Annotated in this window: 14 protein-coding genes and 1 tRNA gene; 4 read left to right on the forward strand and 11 right to left on the reverse strand. The window is 52.5% G+C overall.

Annotated elements, in window-relative coordinates; all coding sequences use genetic code 11:
* The 3 genes from KKH3_RS05415 to KKH3_RS05425 all read right to left on the reverse strand — a co-directional run bounded on the left by KKH3_RS05415 (window position 1) and on the right by KKH3_RS05425 (window position 3,600).
* Window positions 1–1,152 carry a Gfo/Idh/MocA family protein gene (locus tag KKH3_RS05415; protein ID WP_039356652.1) on the reverse strand — a complete coding sequence of 384 codons (1,152 nt, stop codon included), beginning with the start codon at window positions 1,150–1,152 and terminating at the stop codon, window positions 1–3.
* Complete coding sequence (locus KKH3_RS05420; RefSeq protein WP_039356655.1) at window positions 1,149–2,219, reverse strand: sugar phosphate isomerase/epimerase family protein; 1,071 nt, start codon at window positions 2,217–2,219, stop codon at window positions 1,149–1,151. Before KKH3_RS05420 ends, KKH3_RS05415 begins: the two co-directional genes overlap by 4 nt.
* Window positions 2,220–2,355: 136 nt before the next feature.
* Window positions 2,356–3,600, reverse strand: a complete 1,245-nt coding sequence (locus KKH3_RS05425) for an MFS transporter (RefSeq protein WP_010302766.1) — start codon at window positions 3,598–3,600, stop codon at window positions 2,356–2,358.
* Window positions 3,601–3,787: 187 nt separating this feature from the next.
* Here KKH3_RS05425 and glk point away from each other — a divergent pair, with 187 nt between their 5' ends.
* On the forward strand, window positions 3,788–4,753 hold the full coding sequence (gene glk, locus KKH3_RS05430) for a glucokinase (RefSeq protein ID WP_039356659.1): 966 nt from the start codon (window positions 3,788–3,790) through the stop codon (window positions 4,751–4,753).
* A gap of 69 nt (window positions 4,754–4,822) precedes the next feature.
* Here glk and KKH3_RS05435 read toward each other — a convergent pair whose 3' ends face one another.
* Window positions 4,823–5,644 carry a pyridoxal phosphatase gene (locus KKH3_RS05435; RefSeq protein ID WP_039356662.1) on the reverse strand — a complete coding sequence of 274 codons (822 nt, stop codon included), beginning with the start codon at window positions 5,642–5,644 and terminating at the stop codon, window positions 4,823–4,825.
* A gap of 273 nt (window positions 5,645–5,917) precedes the next feature.
* Between KKH3_RS05435 and KKH3_RS05440 the strand changes: the two genes are divergently transcribed.
* A tRNA-Ser gene (locus KKH3_RS05440) sits at window positions 5,918–6,005 on the forward strand.
* Between the two features lie 100 nt (window positions 6,006–6,105).
* Here the strand turns inward: KKH3_RS05440 and KKH3_RS05445 are convergent.
* The gene (locus KKH3_RS05445; RefSeq protein WP_039356664.1) at window positions 6,106–6,468 is read right to left on the reverse strand and encodes a DUF4186 domain-containing protein; all 363 of its coding nucleotides are present in this window, start codon (window positions 6,466–6,468) and stop codon (window positions 6,106–6,108) included.
* A 243-nt stretch (window positions 6,469–6,711) separates the two neighbouring features.
* On the opposite strand from KKH3_RS05445, the gene pgl reads away from it, so the two are divergent.
* The gene (pgl, locus tag KKH3_RS05450) at window positions 6,712–7,710 is read left to right on the forward strand and encodes a 6-phosphogluconolactonase (RefSeq protein WP_039356666.1); all 999 of its coding nucleotides are present in this window, start codon (window positions 6,712–6,714) and stop codon (window positions 7,708–7,710) included.
* 55 nt (window positions 7,711–7,765) lie between these two features.
* On the opposite strand, the gene KKH3_RS05455 is transcribed toward pgl, so the two are convergent.
* The 6 genes from KKH3_RS05455 to metG all read right to left on the reverse strand — a co-directional run bounded on the left by KKH3_RS05455 (window position 7,766) and on the right by metG (window position 17,470).
* The gene (locus tag KKH3_RS05455) at window positions 7,766–9,016 is read right to left on the reverse strand and encodes an LVIVD repeat-containing protein (RefSeq protein ID WP_039356668.1); all 1,251 of its coding nucleotides are present in this window, start codon (window positions 9,014–9,016) and stop codon (window positions 7,766–7,768) included.
* Window positions 9,017–9,030: 14 nt separating this feature from the next.
* Window positions 9,031–10,107, reverse strand: coding sequence for a sugar ABC transporter substrate-binding protein (locus KKH3_RS05460; RefSeq protein ID WP_010309950.1), 1,077 nt, complete (start codon window positions 10,105–10,107; stop codon window positions 9,031–9,033).
* Window positions 10,108–10,562: 455 nt separating this feature from the next.
* Entirely contained in the window at window positions 10,563–11,198 is a 636-nt protein-coding gene (gene fdnI / locus KKH3_RS05465; RefSeq protein ID WP_039356670.1) for a formate dehydrogenase-N subunit gamma, read from the reverse strand.
* On the reverse strand, window positions 11,191–12,099 hold the full coding sequence (gene fdxH / locus KKH3_RS05470) for a formate dehydrogenase subunit beta (protein WP_039356672.1): 909 nt from the start codon (window positions 12,097–12,099) through the stop codon (window positions 11,191–11,193). The genes fdnI and fdxH overlap by 8 nt, the downstream gene beginning before the upstream one ends.
* A 12-nt stretch (window positions 12,100–12,111) precedes the next feature.
* Complete coding sequence (gene fdnG / locus KKH3_RS05475) at window positions 12,112–15,159, reverse strand: formate dehydrogenase-N subunit alpha (protein ID WP_072034505.1); 3,048 nt, start codon at window positions 15,157–15,159, stop codon at window positions 12,112–12,114.
* Between the two features lie 280 nt (window positions 15,160–15,439).
* Window positions 15,440–17,470, reverse strand: coding sequence for a methionine--tRNA ligase (gene metG, locus KKH3_RS05480; RefSeq protein WP_039362156.1), 2,031 nt, complete (start codon window positions 17,468–17,470; stop codon window positions 15,440–15,442).
* Window positions 17,471–17,693: 223 nt separating this feature from the next.
* Here metG and apbC point away from each other — a divergent pair, with 223 nt between their 5' ends.
* A complete protein-coding gene (gene apbC / locus KKH3_RS05485; protein ID WP_039356675.1) occupies window positions 17,694–18,803 on the forward strand; it encodes an iron-sulfur cluster carrier protein ApbC in 1,110 nt (369 codons plus the stop codon).
* Window positions 18,804–19,114: the final 311 nt, after the last annotated feature.

Genomic DNA, 19,114 nt, shown 5'->3' on the forward strand with positions numbered 1-19,114 from the left:
TTAATTGGCGACCTTCACCCACGTTTGCTGCTGATGGCTTTGCACGATGGCGTCAATAATGAACATGACGTTCGCACCGTCGTAGAAGGTGGCGAAGGTGAACGGATCGACGCCCGGCTGTTTGCCGTCGCGCAGATAGGTATAAAAGTTCGCCATCATGTTCTTGAACGCATCTGGCCAGCCTTCGATATGCCCACCGGGGAAGTGGACCGCGGCGGCGGCTTCTGGGTTCAGCAGTCCAGGATCGTCTGACAACACCTGATTCGGTTTATCGCGATGGCCGATCCACAGCTGCTGCGGGGTTTCCTGATCCCACGCCAGCGATTGTTCACTGCCATTCACTTCAAACGTCAGGTGATTTTTCCGGCCGGCGCTGACCTGAGAAACGGTAAAGGATCCGCGACTGCCATCCTCAAAGCGCAGTAAAACGGTCGCGTAGTCTTCAGTTTTGACCGGTTTGTCGTCGTACTCTGGCGGCGCGTCGGATGATGAGAATGTGGCTGTGCCGTTCCGATTGGATTTTCGGATCGGATGGACGATAGCTAAATCGGCGAAGACTTCGACAATTTTCCGACCGGAGATAAACTGCACCGTGTCGCACCAGTGCGAGCCGATGTCGGCCACCGCACGGGAAACGCCGCCGTACTCCGGTTCAACACGCCAGTTATAGTCGGTGTCGCGCAGCATCCAGTCTTGCAGATAGCCACCGTGTACGGCAAAGACGCGGCCGATCTCCTGGTGCTTAATCATGCTGGCAGCCTGCTGCACCATGCCAAACTGGCGATAGACAAAGCTGACCCCGTGAACAACGCCTTTTTCTTCCGCCAGCGCCACCAGTTCACGCGCTTCTTCGCTGGTCATACACAGTGGCTTTTCTGAAAAGACGTGCTTGCCTGCCTGAATAATCTGCTTATTGATCGCAGCATGGAGATGGTTCGGCGTGCAGTTATGGATCGCATCAATACCGGGATGAGCCAATAAATCAGCGACGCTGCCGTAGGCATGGGGAATGTTGAGCTGACGCGCTTTTTGCTGCGCCAGATCGAGCGAGTTTTCCGCCAGCGCCACCACCTCGACGAAACCAAGGCGACGAATCGCTTCAATATGTGCTGGGCCAATAAAACCGGAACCAATAATGCCAACGCGAATCATTCTGCGCTCTCCTCTTTTAATCCCAACATTTTTCTTACTAACGGACGATCGTCGCTGGTCGCGGCGAAATCGTCAAAAGCGCGTCCTGCGACAGGAATAATATGACGGTTGATGAACGCCGCCCCTTCTTTCGCACCGCAGTTGTTGTCTTTCAGGCAGCATTCCCACTCCAGCACCGCCCAGCCGTCGTAATCGTATTGGGCAAGTTTGCTGAAGATGCCGCCAAAATCGATCTGGCCATCTCCCGGTGAGCGGAAGCGTCCGGCGCGTTCAGCCCATGACAGATAGCCGCCGTAGACGCCGCTTTTGCTCGACGTGTTAAATTCTGCATCTTTCACATGGAACGCTTTGATTCGTGCATGGTAGCGATCGATAAAGCCGAGGTAGTCCATCTGCTGCAAATGCATATGGCTAGGATCGTAAAGAATATTGGCGCGCGGGTGATGATTGACGACATCAAGGAAGCGTTCAAAGGTCACGCCGTCGTGTAAATCTTCTCCTGGATGCAACTCGTAGCACACATCCACACCGTGCTCGTCAAAACAGTCGAGGATCGGCGTCCACAGGCGACCAAGCTCTTTAAAGGCTTCCTGAATCAGGACTTCTTTACGCGGTGGCCAGGGGTAAAAATAGGGCCAGGCCAGCGCACCGGAAAACGTAGCGTGGGCGTTTAGTCCTAAGCGTGAAGAGGCTTTTGCTGCCTGCTTGATTGCCGCGATAGCCCACTCTTGGCGAGCCTGCGGATTGCGGCGGTAAGCCGGTGGTGCGAAATCGTCAAAAGCATCGTCATATGCAGGGTGGACGGCAACAAGCTGGCCTTCCAGATGGGTTGAGAGTTCGCTGATGGTCAGCCCATGCTGTGCCAGTAGGCCTTTCACATCATCACAGTAAGTTTGGCTGTCGGCGGCCGTAGCCAGATCGAAAATGTGCGGGTGATTGCAGGGGATTTGTAGCGCTTTAAAGCCTAATCCGGCTGCCCATTGCGCCAGATTTTCCAGCGTGTTAAAGGGAGCCTGATCGCCAATATACTGGGCGAGAAAAACACCCGGTCCTTTTAACGTTTTCATTATTACCTCCTTTGGCAACAGGTGTGGTCATGAATACCGTTGCACGATTGTGATAGCTATAGCGGAGAATGCACTGGGATGAGATGCCATAGGCGACCTCATCCCGTTTTCTCCTTAAATAATCCGTCTCAAATGATTAAGCCTGCTCTTCTTTATATTTGAAGGAGAAGAGGAAAATGACGGCGATGATGGCGGCAGCAACCGCAGGGATCCACCAGAAGGTCGCCCAGATTTCAGGCGCGTTTAACGTACCGTTGTCGAAGAGGCGGTTATAAATGGCACCGGAAACCTGTGAGCCCAGCAGCATGCCGATACCGTAGGTGAACAGGACTACCAGACTTTGTGCCTGACCTTTGATTTTCTCTCCCGCGATGCGGTCGGTATAGATGAAGCCGATGACGAAGAAGAAGTCATAGCAAATACCGTGCAGCAGGATACCGATATAGAGCAACCAGCGCGTTTCTTCATTCACGCCCATCGCGAAGAGGGCATAGCGTACGAACCACGCCAGCATGCCGATGAACAGCATGTATTTCACGCCCAGCTTTCTAAACAGCAGCGGAATGATCAGCATGAAGACGATTTCGGACATCTGACCAAACGACATGGCGGTGCTGACGTCGCTGATACCCGCATTGCTCAGGAAGGACGCGGTGTAAGCGTAGTAGGTGCCCAGTGGAATAGAGATCAGCATCGCGCAGATGGCAAAGACCAGAAAGTGGCCTTTCTTCAGCAGCGCGAACGCATCAGCACAGAACAGATCGCGCACTGCCAGCGGCAAGCCTTTGGCTGGCGCTGGAGTATGCGGCAGCGTCAGGCTGTAAGCTGCAAGAATGGCAGAGCAGGCGGCAGCGACGTAGAAAATATTGACGCTTGCGGAGATGCCCGCTGTCCCGATGCAGACACCGGCAACGATCCAACCAATGGTGCCGAAGACGCGCACAACCGGGAAGCTCTTCTCACTGTTAGTCAGGTTATGGAACGCGATGTTGTTGGTTAACGCCAGCGTTGGCATAAAGCACAGTGTGTAGGCGAACAGCAGGATTAGCAACTGTGAACCGTCTTCGTTGATTAACGCGGTGGGCACAAACCACAGAATGACCGCGCCGATCAGGTGCAGCAGCGCCATGACTTTTTGTGATGGGAAGAAGCGGTCAACCACCATACCCAGTACGAATGGCGACAGGATTGAGGCGATTGGTCCGGCAGAGAAGGCGTCGCCAATCATGGCGGCCAAATTATACTGTGTCATAACCAGACCCAGGGTAACTGACCATGAACCCCAGATGAAGAACTCTAAGAACATCATGAGTGACAGTCTGGGAACCACGAAGGCCGGTTGTAACGATTTGGTAGCTGTGTTTTCAGATGAAGAAACCATGTGGTATCCCTCTTAAAAGTAATCGATTACAATTTGTGTTTTCTAAATGTAATCGATTACTTTTAACTTAACCGCAGCTTTTAGCCATAAATGAGATCCTTATCACTAGAAAGTGATATAGCCATAGCGTAGCGGGCTGCTTTCACGCAATGATCGGGTATCTGCTTTGTTTGAGGGAAAAAGAAGAATGACGCACTTTGTTTTAGTGGGCGATGTCGGCGGCACCAATACGCGTTTGGCGCTGTGTGACGCCATGACGGGAGAACTGTCGCAAATCGAGACTTATTCCGGGCTGGATTTCCCCTCTCTGGAAGGGGCAGTCCGCGATTATCTCGATTCACGACAGGTCACGGTGCAGGATGCCTGTATCGCGATTGCCTGCCCGATTACCGGTGACTGGGTGGCGATGACGAATCACACCTGGGCATTTTCCATCGCTGAAATGAAAGCAAGTCTGGGCTTACGCCATTTTGAGGTCATCAACGACTTTACCGCCGTTTCCATGGCGGTGCCAGTGCTAGGGAGTGAGAGTCTGCTCCAGTTCGGTGGCGGGGAGCCTGTACCGGGTAAGCCTGTTGCCGTGTATGGTGCAGGCACGGGACTGGGGGTTGCTCATCTGGTTCATGTTGCCAATCAATGGATTAGTTTGCCGGGTGAAGGTGGACACGTGGATTTCGCGCCGAATAGCGATGAAGAGGACAACATTCTGGCGGTATTGCGCCAGTCGCTCGGACACGTTTCCGCAGAGCGCTTACTCTCTGGGCAAGGGCTGGTGAATATTTACCGTGCTGTGGTGCTGTCTGATGAGCGCACGCCGGAGGCGCTGGAACCGAAAGATATTACCGAACGTGCCGTCAACAATACGGATGTGGACTGTCGCCGCGCGCTGTCGCTATTCTGCGTCATCATGGGTCGCTTCGGCGGTAATCTGGCGTTAAATTTAGGCACATTTGGCGGCGTGTACATTGCTGGTGGTATCGTCCCGCGCTTTCTGGAGTTTTTTAAAGCCTCCGGTTTTCGGGCGGCTTTTGAGGACAAAGGACGGTTCAAAGGCTATATGCAGGATATCCCTGTGTACCTGATTACCCATGAACAGCCAGGATTAATGGGAGCGGGGGCTTACCTGCGGCAGGTACTGGGCAGCGCGCTGTAAGTCTATTTGTTCGTCGAACGCAATCAGGAAAAGCGATAGCTCTCGCTTGCCTGATTGCGTGACTGTTGGTTATGCCAGAATGCGGGTGCGGATAACGTCGGCAATGCTGGGTTCTTCATTGCTGCCAATCACCAAATCGGCTCGTGCTTTGATCTCATCGGCACTGTTGCCCATCGCGACGCCTAATCCTACGCCTTCCAGCATGCTGATATCGTTGAAGTTATCGCCGAATGCTACGACGTCTTTCATGCTGATGCCCTGTTCGCCAAGCCATTGCTGGAGCAGTTTGCCTTTGCTGTTGCCAGTTTGGGCGATATCAACCTGATCCTGCCATGACCACTCGCAGGCCAATCCGAGCTGCTTTTCCACTTCTGCGGCGAAATGGTTCAGCGTGGGAACATCGGCGTGCGTGGTTGCGAATTTCCAGATAGCGTGGGACGCTTCAGTCTGACGCGCCAGATTTTCCACCTGAGCGAAACGAGGACGCTGCTGTTCCGGCAGGTTAGCAGCCCATGCCAGCGTGCGGACTACGTGCCCGGTAGGATACTGGTAATACATGTCGTCATCGGCATACATCAGCCCATGAATATCACATTCCTCTAGCAGCGTAATGACATTTTTGGCCTGTTCAACAGAGAGCGGATTGGTGTGCGACGCTTGACCCAACTGGTAATCATAGACATAGGTGCCGTTACAGCAGATGGCGGGCGTATCCAACTGCAAACCCTGATAAAAAGGGTGGATTGCCGAGTGGTGGCGTCCGGTGACGATCATCACTTTTATGCCTTGCTGACGGGCCAGCGCGAGTGCAGTCAGTGATTCGGGAAGGATTTTTTTCTGTTGATTCAATAGTGTACCATCAAGATCAAGTGCAATTACTCGGTAGGTCATCGTTGTCTCGCAAATAAAAATGTGGGTATCAAATTACGCCTACGATAAAGGACGCGGCGAAAAATAGACAGACAACAGCGAGATAAAAGTGTCTGAGGTTCATTTGATGACGAAGGCGTCAGTGAGGCCGTGGTAAATAAGGCTAAACGGACGATTTTACAACGCGATTGTCGATTTTCTATGCTTTCAACGGCTTATCATCTATTTTTTAAGCAGTTGACCACAACGTTGCTTTACAATGTGCGGCGTACTGTTTATAGTGCGCGTCATTGCGGAGGAGTGGCCGAGTGGTTGAAGGCACCGGTCTTGAAAACCGGCGACGCGAAAGTGTTCTAGAGTTCGAATCTCTACTCCTCCGCCACTTTCAATCTCGACCTTTCTTACGTCATTCTTTCTCTCTTCTTAAATTATCCTCTGACGATTTACTGTCGTAATATCTCTCCATGCATTATCGCTGTACCTTAGCGCCTGCTAATCAACGTATTTTCCAGCCAGTATAAAATCACGTCGACGACATAACGCTGTTCCTCATCACTTAGTTGACGATGCTGAGCAATATGGTGCCATTTTTCCAGACATCCCCGACAGCAGGTTGCGGTGGCATGTTGTGCAATAAACACGGGATGACCGCGCATCGGGGTCTGTTTACCATCATTGACTGGATCGGCCGGTGCCAGCCTGTGCGCGATAAAATCGGCGGCATGGGAGGCGATCGTTTCCTTACCCTTGTTGTAGCAATAGTCTCGTTCTTTGGCGCCCAACTTAAAACGCTGGCGGAAAGGGGAACGCGACAGCAGGGAAAACAGCGAATCAAACGTGGTCATAACCTAAAGTCCGTAAAACATGAGCGATGCAAGAATAGCGACGTGCGGACACTACCGTATCAATCATTACTTAAATCAGCCATTGCTTAAATCAATAGTAGCCTTGCGATGTCTCTGTAGAATAAAGTGATTAGTCATTTATGGTATACCGTGCGTCAGGTTGAGCAAGTTCGTTATCCTTCTGATGAACCTCTTTTTGAGCCTTCCTGAGCCGCTACATTCGCGTGAAACAAGGAGAATACGATGCAGCAAGTGGTTTATGTCGCCAGCCCGGAAAGCCAGCAGATTCATGTTTGGCAACTCGGTGCTCAGGGAAATCTGACATTATTGCAAACCGTTGAGGTTCCAGGACAGGTTCAGCCGATGGTGATCGCACCGAACAAGCGTCACCTATATGTTGGCGTTCGTCCTGATTTCCGGGTTCTGAGCTATCGTATTGATGAACAGGGTAAATTGACGCAAGCGGGTGTGGCATCTTTACCAGGCAGCCCGACGCATCTGTCGACTGATAATGACGGACGTTTCCTGTTCAGCGCATCTTACAGCGGCGCTTGCGTGAGTGTTAGCCCAATCGGTGCTGACGGCATCGTTGGCGAGCCGATTCATCAGTTGGATGGATTGGAAGGATGCCATTCTACCAATGTCGATCCAACCAACAGCGTTGTATGGGCACCTTGCCTGAAAGAAGACCGCATCCGTTTGTACGATCTGGGGGCGGCGGGCGAATTGAGCGAGCATCGTCAGGCTGAAATGACGACGGTAGCGGGTGCCGGTCCACGCCATATGGCTTTCCACCCGAATCATCGTTTTGCCTATTGCGTGAATGAACTGGACAGTTCAGTGGATGTGTATCAGTTGGATGCAGCCAGCGGCGACTTGCAGAAAGTGCAAACGCTGGATGCCATGCCTGCTGGTTTCAGCGATACGCGCTGGGCGGCAGATATTCACATTACGCCGAATGGTCGTTTCCTGTATATCAGCGACCGTACTGCCAGCTTGCTGAGTGTTTTCCAGGTGTCTGAAGACGGCAGCACGTTAACGCTGACCGGACATCAGTCGACTGAAACGCAGCCGCGCGGTTTCAATATCGACAACACCGGTGAGTTCCTGATTTCAGCAGGGCAGAAATCTCAGCACATTGAGGTGTATCACATTGACCAGAACACGGGCGCTCTTCAACCGCTGGCGCGTTACGACGTCGGTCAGGGGCCAATGTGGGTGTCGGTACTGGCGCTGGACTAAACAAGCCAAGCACAACATTACGCCCTGCATTGATCCGCAGGGCTTTTTTTTTCGATTAACCCCGATATTCGATAATCGACAAACCCGCGTTGTAGTCCGTGCTGTAGATGATTCCGTTGGCATCAACAAACACATCGCAAGACTGAATAATTTGTGGTCTGCCGGGGCGTTTGTCGACCATTCTGTCTGGCGCAGCAGGTACCAGTGCACCTGTTTCCTTCGGCTGATACGGATTACTGATGTCGTAAGCCCGCACCCCTGCGTTTTGGTACGTGGCGAAAATCAGTGACGAACTGATGAAGCTGCCGGGCCGATTTTCATGCAGGTTATGGGGGCCAAAGTGTGCGCCTTTCTTCACATAATCCGCTTCTTTCGGCTGAGGAAAGGTGGCAATACTTACCGGGTTACTCGGTTCACGAATATCGAACACCCAAATCAACTTCTCGCCATCTTCCTGATTATCCAATACGGCTTCATCCAACACGATTAGCAAATCGCGATCCGGCAGCGGCAGCGCCGTGTGTGTGCCACCGCCAAACGGTGGACTCCAGTTCCGGTGGCTGATGAGCTGTGGATTGGTGCGATCGCTCACGTCCAGCAGCGTCAAGCCGCCATCGCGCCAGCTACCATAGGCGGTGTCGCCGCTGATAATGGCGTGGTGCAGTGCATAACGCTTACCGTCTGGCCAGCTTGCGGTTTCTCCGCCAGCGGTATGCATGCCGGGTAGCCAGTAGCGGCCAGCAACCTCTGGGCGCTGCGGATCGGCCAAATCGATAGTCAGAAAAATGTAGTCGCTGTAGCCATCGAGCAGTGCGGAGACATAGGCCCAGCGCCCACCGACATACCAGATGCGGTGAATGCCGATACCGTCCAGCGGCAGGAAGCTGATCTCGCGCGGTTTATCCGGCGTCGAGATATCGAAAATCCGTAATCCCGCGCTCCAGTTTTTGTCCTGCTGTTTGGTACTGACCGTGTCGGCGACGGAGCGGGTGTAATAGACCTTTTCCTCGGCGAAGCTGGCGTCGGCAAACAGATCGCGCGCGTTGACGACAAGCAGCAGGTCATCGTGCGTTTGCAGGTGGATATTCCAGGTGCCGGGCGGGGCTGCAATAAACCCCGCCGGCTTGGGATTCTTGGCATCGCGCACATCCACAATCGACACACCTTGTGAAACCATATGCCCGATATAAGCGTAGCCGCGATGAACCATCACCTGTACGCCATCGGGTCTGCCACCTTGATCGCTGTGCCCAACCAGCCGCATGTTGCGGCTGTAATCGGGAGTGGGCAGAGGAGTCGATGCCATGAGTTATCTCCGTGTTATTTCGCCTGTTTGGCTTCCAGTGTAGCAAACCACGGTGCGATAAAATCATCCGTGTGGCCCCAGCCTGGGATGATTTTCGCCAATCCGGCGACGTTGACCGCACCTGGCTGGCTGGCTAACAGCGCTTGCGGAATCGCGGCGGCACGGAACTCATAGGTCGCAGGTGTCGCTTCACCGGCAATCTTGTTGGCAACCAGACGCAGGTTAACTTTACCGATCAGTTTAGGATCGACAGCTACGCTGACTTTCCACGGGCTGTTTGCTTCACGCATCAGCTGTAGATCCTGGTTAGAGATGTCGATGCTGTACAGTTTGATTTCGGTGCGGCCGTTTTCTTTCAACGCCTTATAAGCGCCCTGGCTGAAGGCATCCCACGATCCCCAAATTGCATCGATTTTGCCTTTCGGGTATTTCGCCAGTACTGCGCCGACTTTGTTGGCAGTATCGCCTTGTACATCAGAGGACACGGCACCAATCGATTCGAGTTCCTTGATGCCGGGGTTAGCTTTCAGGATCTGTTGATAAGCAAGCTGGCGGCGTTCCATCGGCGGGAAGCCTGCGACCCACAGTTTGATGATGTTGGCTTTACCGTTGAAATCCTTCACCAGTTGGCCGAAGGATTCGTTAGTCAGTGAGGCGTCATCCTGCTGGGTGACGGTCACGCCCGGAATCTCGCCGTTCACGGCGGTATCAAATACGGAAACAGCAATGCCGCTGTCGACGATGCGTTTAATCAAATCGGTAGAGTAGGGGTCACGACCCTGCGACAGGATGATGCCATCATATTTTTGGCTAATAGCCTGATTCACGAAATCCTGAAAACGGGCATCATCGCCGTTGCTCAGAAAAGTGCTGACCTTAAAGCCCAGCTTTTTGCCTTCTTCGAGCACGCCAGAAACAAATTGCGTGGTGTTGTCGTCTGAACCCAGGTTGCGGATAACCGCGATACGAACCGGGCCGTCATGATTGGCGATAGCGGCCGGAACGGGAGCAATAGTGGCATTTTGATTAGCCAGTGCCGGTAATGCAGTCAGTAGGCTCAGTGCAAGCAGGGCGGGCGTAAATTTCTTCATTATCAGCTCCATGGCGTTTTATAAATTGATGTTGTGTCGATTGCAGTATTGTTATGTTCTCTGCGTTATTACTTTATAGCTGTCTTTATGTCTGGATGTCTATTTAAAAATGATACTGCATCATAGCCGTTGAGCGACAGGCGAGAAAGAGGGGAGAGTTATGACTTTTGGATTTAAGTTATAACGATTCGTGCTGACTGCGGATAAAAAGAAAAATGCCCGCGAGGCGGGCATTCGAGGTTGCTGACAAAGTCCGTATGGCGGTAGTAACGGATAGATCGTAAAGACGCTGTGAATACATCCCTGTACGCTCGGATTGCGCCATCCCTGGCGCAAACGCTTTACTCTTCTATTCCGTTACTCCCGTTCTCGTTCGATAAATAGGTTTGTCAACAGCCTGAAATGCCCGCGAGGCACGGCATTTCAGGTGAGTGGCAGGATTAAGAAAGAGTGAATTATTTCTTCGCTTCTTTCTCTTCCACTTCACGCGCCCAGCGTGGGTGGTGTTTACGCGCCCAGCGTTTGGAGACTTTGCCTTCAATCATGCCCTTGATCGAGCCTTTGACCCAGAACGCCATGTACATATGGATCAGGATGGCATGGATGAGGACGATAGCCGCAACCGCATGAATCAGAATCGCGTAGCGCACGATATCAATCGGAAACAGGTGGGCAAAATAAGGACGCCACATGATAACCCCGGTGATCAGCAGGACCAGTGTCAGCCCCATGATGCTCCAGAACATCATTTTCTGACCTGGGTTGTATTTCCCCACTTCAGCGACTTCATGCTCATTGCCTTTTAATACCTCAATGATATTGAGGAACCACGGCAGATCGCGCTTTTTCGGGATGTTATGGCTAACAAACCGGAAGAACATTGGGATCAGGCAAATGACGATCAGCACGCCAAAAAACGGGTGCAGAATACGCCCCATTTGCGGCGTACCAAACGTCTGCGTCAGCCATTGCAGGGTGGGGAAAAACAAAGCAATACCTGAGAGCGCGACCAGGAAAAAGCTAATCACCACAATCCAGTGACAGATGCGATCGATAAACTTGGTGCGCAAAATCATTTTTGATTTACTCATGTTTGTCTCCCCCTTCTTTGTCTTCTCCCTCGTGCTCATGCTCCATTTCTTCTGTATTCGGACCCACACCGATGTAGTGGAACATTAACCCAGCGAACGTGGCGACAAACCCTAACGCAGATAGCGGTTTCAGAATGCCTTTCCACAGGTTGACCGGTGTGGAAATCTGCGGGTCATCCGGCAGATTGTTATAGAGCGATGGTCTGTCTGCGTGGTGCAGAACATACATCACATGTGTCCCCCCTACGCCCTGCGGGTCATAGAGGCCTGCATTCTTATAACCACGGCTTTTCAGATCGGCGATGCGCTCTTCTGCCAGATGCTTCATCTCTTCTTTCGTACCGAAACGAATGGCACCGGTCGGACAGGTTTTCACGCAGGCTGGCTCTTGCCCAACGCTGACTCTGTCGACGCATAGCGTACATTTATAGACGCGGTTATCTTCTTTATTCAGACGCGGAATATTGAACGGGCAGCCGGCGATGCAATAGCCGCAGCCGATACAGTGTTCGGACTGAAAATCGACGATACCGTTGGCGTACTGAATAACCGCACCAGCGGAAGGACAGGCTTTCAGACAGCCCGGATCGCTACAGTGCATGCAGCCATCTTTACGGATCAGCCATTCCAGACGATCGTTTTCTTCCACTTCGGAAAAGCGCATCAACGTCCAGGATTTAGCGCTCAGATCTGCTGGGTTATCATAAACCCCGAAGTTATGGCCGACTTCGTCACGAATATCGTTCCACTCTGAACAGGCCACCTGACAGCCTTTACAGCCGATGCAGGTGGTGACATCGATCAGTTTTGCCACTTCGCTTTTGTCATTACGCACATGCGGAGGCGGTGTAAAGCCGTTGGTGGCCGAACGTTTAATAATATCTTGTGATTGCATTGACATAGTTCGCTACCCTTACGCCTTCTCTACATTAACCAAAAACGCTTTGTACTCAGGCGTTTGTGAATTAGCGTCGCCGACGCTCGGGGTGAGTGTGTTAGCCAGGAACCCTTTACGCGTGGTTCCCTCAAAGCCCCAGTGGCAGGGAATACCAACGGTTTCCACGCTGCGCCCGGCAATTTGCAGCGTTTTGATACGCTTCGTAACCACCGCTTTGGCTTTGATATAGCCACGCTGGCAGGAGACTTTGACTTCATCGCCCGCTTTAATGCCTTTGCTCTTCGCCAGATTTTCACCGATCTCAACAAACTGTTCCGGCTGCACAATCGCGTTCAGACGCGCGTGTTTTGTCCAGTGACGGAATAATTCGGTAATCGAGTAGGTGGTCGCCACGTAAGGGAAGTCCTTCGCGGTGCCCATGGTTTTCGCATCACGCGCAAATAAACGCGCGACCGGGCTGGAAATCACCGCTGGGTGCAACGGGTTGGTGCCAATAGGTGATTCGATCGGCTCGTAGTGTTCAGGGAACGGCCCGTCTACCAGTTTGTCTACGGAGAACAGACGTGCCAGACCTTCCGGCAGCATGATGAACGGCCCCGTGTCTTTGCCCGGTGGTACCGTTGCGGCGAAGTCAGGCACATCAATGCCTTGCCATTTCTGGCCGGTCCATTCCAGCAATTTACGCTTGCTGTCCCACGGTTTCCCTTGTAGGTCGGCAGAGGCGCGGTTGTAGAGAATGCGGCGGTTTTGCGGCCAGCACCATGACCAGTTTGGCGTGCAGCCCAGACCGGCATCGGCGTTGTCGCGTTTATCCATCTGGTTACCGGCTTCTGTCCAGCTACCGGCATAGATCCAGCAGAAGCTGGACGTGGTGCCGTCATCACGCAACTGTGAGAAATCGGCGAGCTGCTGGCCTTTTTTCAGGATCAGTTTGCCGCTGTCGTCGTAGATATCAGCCAGCGCCATGCCGTTGGCCTCGCGGGCGATCTCTTCTGGATGTGGATCTTCCGGGTCTTTATAGTTCCAGTTGATGTTCATCAACGGATCGGGGTATGCGCCGCCTTCTTCTTTATACAGTTCACGCAGGCGCATCAGCAGTTTACCGAGGATTTTGCCGTCGTGATGGGCTTCTCCTGGTGGCTCAGCCGCCGCCCAGTGCCATTGCAACCAGCGACCAGAGTTGGCGATAGAACCATTTTCCTCGGCAAAGCAGGAAGAAGGCAGACGGAAGACTTCAGTCTGAATGGACTTCGTATCCACGTCATTGAATTCGCCATAGTTCTGCCAGAACGTGGAGGTTTCCGTGACCAGTGGATCGATGATGACCATGTACTTGAGTCGAGAGAGTGCTTCAGTCGCTTTGTTCTTGTTAGAGAACGCGGCAACGGGGTTAAAGCCCTGAACGATGTAGCCGTTCATTTTGCCTTCCACCATCAACTCGGTTTGTACCATGACATCGTAGCTACGATCCCACTTCGGCAACCAGTCATAACCCCAGTTATTCGCCGCCTGTGCATGATCGCCATAGAAACTCTTCATCATGCTGATAAAGAATTTTGGCGTGTTTTTCCAATAGTTAACCTGATCGGGCAACATGGCGGTGGGGGTTATTTGGCTCAGATAGGTATTCAGATCCGGCTGTTTTTCTGACGGCAGTGGCATATAGCCCGGCAGATTTAACGACAGCAGACCCAGATCGGTATAGCCCTGAATGTTGGAGTGGCCGCGCAGGGCGTTGATGCCGCCGCCTGCCATACCGATATTTCCCAGCAGAAGCTGGATCATGCCAGCGGAGCGGATAATTTGCGCGCCGTTGGTGTGGTGGGTCCAACCCAGTGCATACATGAAGGTTGCGGTTTTATTCGGTACGCAAGTTTCAGCCAGCGTACGGCAAATCTCTTCATAATCTTTTGCTGAGGTACCGCACAGGGATGTCACCATTTCTGGCGTATAGCGAGAAACGTGTTTTTTCAGCAGATTCCAGACGCAGCGTGGGTGAGACAGCGTGGTGTCGCGTTTGGCAAAACCGGCTTCATCCAGCTCATACTGCCAGCTGGATTTGTCATATTGGCGCTTTTGTTCGTCGTAGCCGCTGAACAAGCCTTCGTCAAAGCTGAAATCATCACGCACGATCAGGCTGGCGTTGGTGTAAGACACTACGTATTCGCGATGAATTTTATCGTTCGTAATAAGGTAGTTAACGATACCTAAGAGGAAGGCGGCATCTGAACCTGCTCGAATTGGCGCGTAGAGATCGGCAACGGCAGCGGAGCGGTTAAAGCGTGGATCGACAACAATCAGTTTCGCATTGTTGTGTGTTTTCGCTTCAACAGCCCATTTGAAACCGACCGGGTGTGCTTCCGCCGGGTTGCCGCCCATCACGATGATGACGTTGGCGTTTTTGATATCAACCCAGTTGTTAGTCATTGCGCCACGGCCGAATGTCGGTGCCAGTGCGGCAACGGTTGGGCCGTGACACAAACGTGCCTGACAGTCGATGGCAACCATGCCGAGTGCACGGGCAAATTTCTGGTCGAGGATACCCGTTTCGTTGCTAGCAGCAGAAGAGCACAGCATACCGGTAGTCAGCCAGCGGTTGACGGTTTCGCCTTTGGCGTTGGTGCGTTGAAAGTTGGCGTCGCGGTCAGCTTTCATCAGGCGCGCGATACGTTCAATCGCATCGTCCCAGCTGATTCGCTGCCATTTGTCTGAGCCAGGCGCGCGGTATTCAGGATAGAGCAGGCGGTTTTCGCTGTGGATATAGTCAACCAGGCCCGCACCTTTCGGGCAAAGGGAGCCGCGGCTGACTGGGTGATCCGCATCACCTTCGATATGAAAAACGGAAGGTTTCGCATTTTTGGCGCCATCGCCCAGGCTATACATGAGCACACCACAACCAACTGAACAGTATGTGCAGTTGTTACGCGTCTCTTTTGCCCGTAACAGCTTATATTGACGCACTGATGCCATTGCTTCCGTGGGTGTAAAGCCCAATACCGCGAGAGTGGTTCCAGCCATCCCCCCCGCGCAAACTTTAAAGAAACCTCTTCTATTCAGTTGCATTAGTTTCCCTGTGTAATTATGTGTCATTTTTGTTGCGAGCAATTTAACAACACATAAATTGTGGGCTTTGCGCAAAATCAAAATTTAAGTATTTAAACCCCCATAACACCTATAAAGAGGTATGTTTTTTATTCGTTATATACTGTAATGCATAACGATTTTGTTATTTCATGGTTACAAATAATGTGGAGCGATGAGCCAGCCGAAGAGGAATTTGCGGGGATTTGTGGAGGAATTGTTGCAAAAAAAAGCCGGATTAAAATCCGGCTTGATGTGGTGGTTATTTGACCTGCATACCCGGCTGAGCACCGCTGTCTGGGCTCAATAGGAAGATATCTTTCCCGCCTGGGCCTGCGGCCATCACCATGCCTTCTGATATGCCGAAGCGCATTTTACGCGGAGCCAGATTGGCGACCATAACGGTTAAACGGCCTTCCAGCTTAGCCGGATCGGGATAAGCTTCACGAATGCCGGAGAAGACCTGACGGGTTTCGCCGCCCAGATCTAGCGTCAGACGTAAGAGCTTGTCAGAACCGTCAACCAGCTCGGCCTGCTTAATCAGTGCGATACGCATATCGACTTTAGCAAAATCGTCAAAGTTAATAGTGTCCTGCACCGGGTTGTCTGCCAGTGGACCGGACACGACTTTTTGCGCGGTGACCATGTCTTCTTTAGACGCGTCAACCATTGCGTTCACTTTATCCAGATCGATGCGGTTGAACAGTGCTTTGAATGGACTAACCTGATGGTTCAGCAGTGGGGTGGTGATAGCATCCCAGTTCAGTTCCGTATTCAAAAATGCTTCTGTCCGCTGGGACAGCGCAGGCAGAACTGGCTTCAGGTACGTCATCAGTACGCGGAACAGGTTGATGCCCATTGAGCAAATGGCTTGCAGGTCTTCATCCCGACCTTCTGCTTTTGCCACAACCCACGGTGCTTGTTCGTCAACATAGCGGTTGGCGATATCCGCCAGCGCCATGATCTCACGAATGGCTCGCCCGGACTCACGGCTGCTGTAGGCTTCGGCAATGCTGGCTGCGGCATCGGTGAAGGTTTTGTACAGCTCGGCGTCGGCCAGCTTGTCCGCCAGCTTGCCGTCAAAGCGCTTGTTGATGAAACCGGCATTACGTGATGCCAGATTCACGACTTTGTTAACGATGTCAGCATTCACGCGCTGAACGAAATCTTCCAGATTGAGGTCGATGTCATCAATGCGAGAAGACAGTTTTGCCGCGTAGTAATAACGCAGGCAATCGGCATCCAGATGTTGCAGGTACGTGTCCGCTTTGATGAAGGTGCCACGTGATTTAGACATTTTGGCGCCGTTAACCGTGACGTAACCATGTACGAACAGGTTCGTCGGTTTGCGGAAACCGCTGCCTTCCAACATAGCCGGCCAGAACAGGCTGTGGAAATAAACGATGTCTTTACCGATGAAATGGTACAAATCCGCGTCGGAGTCTTTCTTCCAGAAATCATCAAAATTCAGATCGCCACGCTTGTCGCACAGGTTCTTGAACGATCCCATGTAGCCGATTGGCGCATCCAGCCAGACGTAAAAATATTTGCCCGGCGCATCGGGGATTTCAAAGCCAAAATACGGTGCGTCGCGGGTAATGTCCCACTGTTGCAGACCTGAATCGAACCACTCCTGCATCTTGTTAGCGACTTGCTCCTGCAATGCGCCGGAGCGCGTCCAGGCTTGCAGCATCTCGCTGAATGCAGGCAGATCGAAGAAGAAGTGCTCGGATTCACGCATTTCTGGCGTCGCACCAGACACCGCGGATTTCGGGTCGATCAGTTCCGTTGGGCTGTAGGTCGCCCCACACACTTCGCAGTTATCGCCATATTGGTCAGCAGCCTTACATTTCGGGCAGGTACCTTTGACGAAACGATCCGGCAGGAACATACCTTTCTCTGGATCGTACAGCTGAGAAATGGTGCGATTTTTAATAAAGCCGTTCTCTTTCAGCCGACCATAAATCAACCCTGACAGCTCACGGTTCTCTTCGCTATGCGTAGAGTGGTAGTTGTCATAGCTGATGTTGAAACCGGCAAAGTCCTGCTGATGCTCCTGACTCATTGCCGCAATCATCTGTTCCGGCGCAATCCCCATTTGCTGTGCTTTCAGCATAATTGGCGTGCCGTGAGCGTCGTCCGCACAGATAAAGTGAACCTGATTGCCGCGCATTCGCTGGTAACGAACCCAAATATCGGCCTGAACGTGTTCAAGCATATGACCGAGGTGGATCGAACCATTAGCGTAAGGCAGCGCGCACGTTACCAGGATTTTCTTTGCGACTTGAGTCATGAGGAACTTGCTTTCTTTTGTGAATAGAGGGAGATCGATGTTAACCGATAGCGCCTTGCTGCGTAAACCGCTGGCGTGAGTAAAAACGGCAGGAAACCCCATGGCAGATTTTATTTTGCGTAGCGTTTCCACGTTTTTGACGCCGAAGGGCGTCAGACTGTGATGGCTCTGGTATGCTGTACACGGTCTCAACGGTCAAATATGAGAATTTCAAGGAGCCGGAATGAACGCGACAGTCCCCGAACAACGCCCTGAAGCACTGCGTGCGATGGTCACCGGGGTTTTATCTACTTTTCAGCACCCGACACTGAAAAATAACCTGACGACACTGAATGCGCTGCGCCATTGTGCGCTGCTGGACAACGTGTTGCACATCGAACTGACGATGCCGTTTGTCTGGCTGAGTGGTTTGGCAGTATTAAAAGAAACGGTTAGCGATGAGCTATTACGTTTATCAGGCGCAAAGGCAGTCGAATGGCGCTTAACGCACGATATCGCTACCTTGCGCCGGGTTAACGATCAGGCCGGTGTGAAGGGCGTGAAAAACATCATTGCCGTCAGTTCCGGGAAAGGCGGAGTCGGCAAATCCAGCACGGCGGTCAACATGGCGCTGGCATTGGCGGCTGAAGGTGCCAATGTAGGCATTCTGGATGCCGATATCTACGGCCCTTCCATTCCGACCATGCTGGGGTCAGCCAGTGAGCGGCCAACCTCGCCGGACGGTCAACATATGGCGCCGATTATCGCACACGGTCTGGCAACCAACTCGATTGGTTATCTGGTGACGGACGATAACGCCATGGTGTGGCGCGGGCCGATGGCCAGCAAAGCGTTATTGCAGCTATTGCAGGATACCCTTTGGCCGGATTTGGACTATTTGGTACTCGATATGCCTCCGGGCACGGGTGATATTCAATTGACACTGGCGCAGAGTATTCCTGTTACGGGGGCGGTCGTCGTGACGACGCCACAGGATATCGCGCTGATGGATGCCATGAAGGGCATCGCGATGTTTGAAAAAGTCAGCGTGCCGGTACTGGGCATCGTTGAAAATATGAGCGTACACATCTGTAGCAACTGCGGTCATCTGGAGCCTATCTTCGGCACGGGGGGGGCGCAGAAGCTGGCGGAAAAATATCACTGTTCCCTGCTAGGTCAGCTCCCACTGCATATCTCCTTGCGTGAAGACCTTGACCGCGGTGAGCCGACGGTGGTCAGCCAGCCGGATAGCGAGTTTACTTCTCTGTACCGCGAGCTAGCGGGGCAGGTTGCCGCTCAGCTCTATTGGCAGGGTGACACGATTCCCGGCGAAATTTCTTTCCGGGCGCTGTAGCCTGCTATATACCCTAAATAATTCGAGTTTCAGGAAGGCGGCAAGGTAAGGACAAATTCGTCGGGAACGAATTTGACCAGCCAACGGCTGGCCTCCGGTGAGAGACAGGATGTCTCTCATTTCATCCCGATGAGCTTACTCAGGTAAGTGATTCGGGTGACTGACAAATCTGCCAGAGGCAGATTTGAACGCTGCTTGCAGCGGCCCCAGCGGGGCGAGGTCCACGTAAGTGGACCGAGTAACGAAGCCAACGCACATGCAACTTGAAGTATGACGTGTATAAAAGCCGGGCTCTGACCCGGCGTGATCCT

The organism is Pectobacterium actinidiae, from assembly GCF_000803315.1.
Lineage (GTDB): Bacteria > Pseudomonadota > Gammaproteobacteria > Enterobacterales > Enterobacteriaceae > Pectobacterium > Pectobacterium actinidiae.